The sequence below is a fragment of the Acidobacteriota bacterium genome, assembly GCA_021161905.1.
GTDB lineage: Bacteria > Acidobacteriota > B3-B38 > Guanabaribacteriales > JAGGZT01 > JAGGZT01.
Genome location: JAGGZT010000037.1, coordinates 1 through 2683, shown reverse-complemented (window position 1 = coordinate 2683; position 2683 = coordinate 1). Strand labels below are relative to the sequence as shown.

Annotated in this window: 4 protein-coding genes; 1 reads left to right on the top strand and 3 read right to left on the bottom strand. The window is 53.0% G+C overall.

Annotation, left to right across the window (positions count from 1 at the left end):
- Together J7L64_04975 and J7L64_04970 are read right to left on the bottom strand one after the other, a co-directional pair.
- Positions 1-668 (bottom strand): EcsC family protein (locus J7L64_04975; protein MCD6451695.1); only part of this gene is annotated, 668 nt, incomplete at its 3' end.
- Positions 669-714: 46 nt separating this feature from the next.
- Entirely contained in the window at positions 715-1692 is a 978-nt protein-coding gene (locus tag J7L64_04970; protein ID MCD6451694.1) for a MoxR family ATPase, read from the bottom strand.
- A gap of 184 nt (positions 1693-1876) precedes the next feature.
- On the opposite strand from J7L64_04970, the gene J7L64_04965 reads away from it, so the two are divergent.
- Positions 1877-2245, top strand: coding sequence for a hypothetical protein (locus J7L64_04965; GenBank protein ID MCD6451693.1), 369 nt, complete (start codon positions 1877-1879; stop codon positions 2243-2245).
- Between the two features lie 22 nt (positions 2246-2267).
- Here the strand turns inward: J7L64_04965 and J7L64_04960 are convergent.
- A partial coding sequence (locus tag J7L64_04960; GenBank protein ID MCD6451692.1) for an acyl-CoA dehydrogenase occupies positions 2268-2683 on the bottom strand: 416 nt, incomplete at its 5' end.

Here is a 2683-nt window from a genome sequence, read left to right as displayed (position 1 = left end):
GATAAAGCGGTTCTTTCCATCTCCCGGTAATTGAAACCGGCAGAGACCACCGCCCCGAAGAGGGGAATGAAGGCAAGCATCCTCCTTTCGGTAAGGTTAAGCCCGATCTTCGTTAACATCCTCTTCACCCGAGCCGACCGGGCCTCATCCCTCACCACAAGGGAGATGACCCTCCGCGCCAAACTTGTCATTATATACCTGAGGGAAGCAGGCTTTATCGGTTTTCTCCCAGAAGGGGAAGCCATCGCCTGTACCAGGAATCCCCGCTCTTCAGGGCGGGAAAGGTCATATCCAAAGGAGTAAGCGATAGAGCTCGCCAGCCTGAGACGGAGGAGGGCGAGGGAATACTCCTCCAAAGGAGCAAGGGAGATCCCAAAAGACCCGAAGCCGGCACCACAGGCAGCACCGAGCAACCTATGAGAGCGAAGATAGCGGAGAGAAAAGGACCTCCGCTCATCAGGGGTGATCTTCTTCCTTATATCGGAAAACCGCTCAAGCCGGGGAAACTCCTTCTTAAAAGCGGTGAATATCCTCTTTCTACCGCCAAAGCGAGCCATCTCTCGGGGGCTCAACCCGAGGAATTTAGAAAAAAGGGAAGCGATCCTCGAAGTAAAACCACCCTCCTCTTTTCGGGATGCTCGAAGGGCTTTATCCTTGTTCTTTCTCATCCGCCTGGGAAAAGCTAAAAGCGCGGTAAGCAATAACCCCGCCTCCTCAAAGCGGTACCGATACCTTCTTCAAGATATCCCTGATTATCTCCTCCGCATCCCTCGCCCGCTTTCCAAAGGGATCAAGCCTCGCCTCCACGATCACCCGGTGAGCAAGGACGGGTACCGCAAGCCTTTTTACATCGTCGGGGATAGCGTAGCTCCTTCCCTCAACCAGGGCAAGAGACTGGACCGCCCGATAGAGGTGGATCGCCCCGCGGGGGCTTACCCCAACACCGAGAAGCTCGCTCTTCCTCGTTTCCTCCACGATATTCATCATATACTCGACCAAAATATCATCCATCCGCACCCTCTCCACCATATCCTGAAGGGCGATAACCTCTTCGCCGGAGAGAACCGGTTTCAGCCTCGCCACCACGCTCTGCGATCTTTCTCCGGTGAGGATCTCCTTCTCGAAACGCCTCTCAGGATAACCCATCCTGATCCGCATAAGGAAACGATCGAGCTGAGATTCAGGGAGGGGGTAGGTGCCATAATATTCCATCGGATTCTGGGTGGCGAGCACGAGAAAGGGCTCGGGAAGCGGAATCGTCCGCGATTCGATGGAAACCTGATACTCGTTCATCGCCTCGAGGAGACAACTCTGGGTTTTCGGGGTGGCTCGATTTATCTCATCTGCCAGAATAACATTGGAAAAGATGGGACCGTGCCTGAAGACAAACTGCTGGGTCTTCGGGTCGTAAACCGAGACCCCGAGGATATCCGAAGGGAGAAGGTCTGAAGTGAACTGGATCCTTCTGAACCTTAAGGCGAGCGACTGAGCAAGGGCATGGGCTAAGGTTGTTTTCCCTACACCGGGGACATCCTCGATCAGAAGATGACCCCGAGCAAGCAGGGTAACGATGGCGAGCTTTATCACCTCTCGCTTGCCTTTGATCACCCGCTCCACATTCCGGGTGAGCTCAGCTATCTTCTCTTTCACTTGAAGCGGGGCGAATTCAACCCCCATCTCCTCTCGTTCCATAGTCAATTATCCATAAAAACCCTCCCCCAAGGGAAGGGAAGTTATTTATACCATCACGCCTCTCCCGCGCATCTTTTATTTTACCCCTTATCCCCAAAAAGGGAAAGAAAAAACCACCGCCCTCCAACAGGTTCCTTTGACAAGAAAACACCCAGCCAATATAATCGGGAAAGCGGAAGGAGATATGGAAGAGAAAAAACTCACCCCCGGAGAACTGGCATTTAAGGAAGGGGAGGAGGCGCTTAAAAAGAAGGAGCTCACTTCAGCGGAAAGAGCCTACAACCGGGCATTGGTCCACTTCACCAAGGAACGCGACCTCCTCGGAATTGGGGGGACCCTCTACAACTTAGGGAGAATTCATCACTTGAGGAAGGAATACAGGAAGGCTCTTTCCTCCTATATCTTAGCGAGAAACATCTTCTACCAGATAGACCCCCTGGTTGCCGACCGAGTAGAGAAGGATATCAATAAAATCAAAACCTCCCTCGGCGAGGAGAAATACGAAGAGCTCCTTAAAGAAATAGAAAAGGGGCTTAAAAAGAAGATAAATTAAAGCCCCCTTGATATCTATACCCTTACCACTTAAAACCCCGTTTCAGGATGTCGTGGGCGATGACCATCCGCTGGACCTCGTTCGTCCCCTCGAAGATCCGGTTTATCCGGGAATCACGATACATCCGCTCGATGGGATACTTCTTGATGTACCCCATTCCACCGTGGATCTGAACCGCCCGGTCGATGATCCGATCGAGCGCCTCGGAGCAGAAGAGCTTCACCATCGCTGCTACCCTTCCTATCTTCATCCCCTGATCCTTCATCCAGGCGGCACGATAGACCATACTCTCCATAGCGAATATCTCGGTCGCCATATCGGCGAGCATCCACTGGATGGCTTGATTGTCGGCGATGGGACGGCCAAACTGCACCCTCTGCTTGGCATAGGCGGTGGAGAGCTCCAAAGCCTCCTTAGCTGCCCCGAGACATCCAGCAG

What these genes read in the sequence shown, in the direction of transcription:
- J7L64_04970 (MCD6451694.1), bottom strand. Translation starts at nt 1,692, where the DNA reads ATGGAACGAGAGGAGATGGGGGTTGAATTCGCCCCGCTTCAAGTGAAA.
- J7L64_04965 (MCD6451693.1), top strand. Translation starts at nt 1,877, where the DNA reads ATGGAAGAGAAAAAACTCACCCCCGGAGAACTGGCATTTAAGGAAGGG.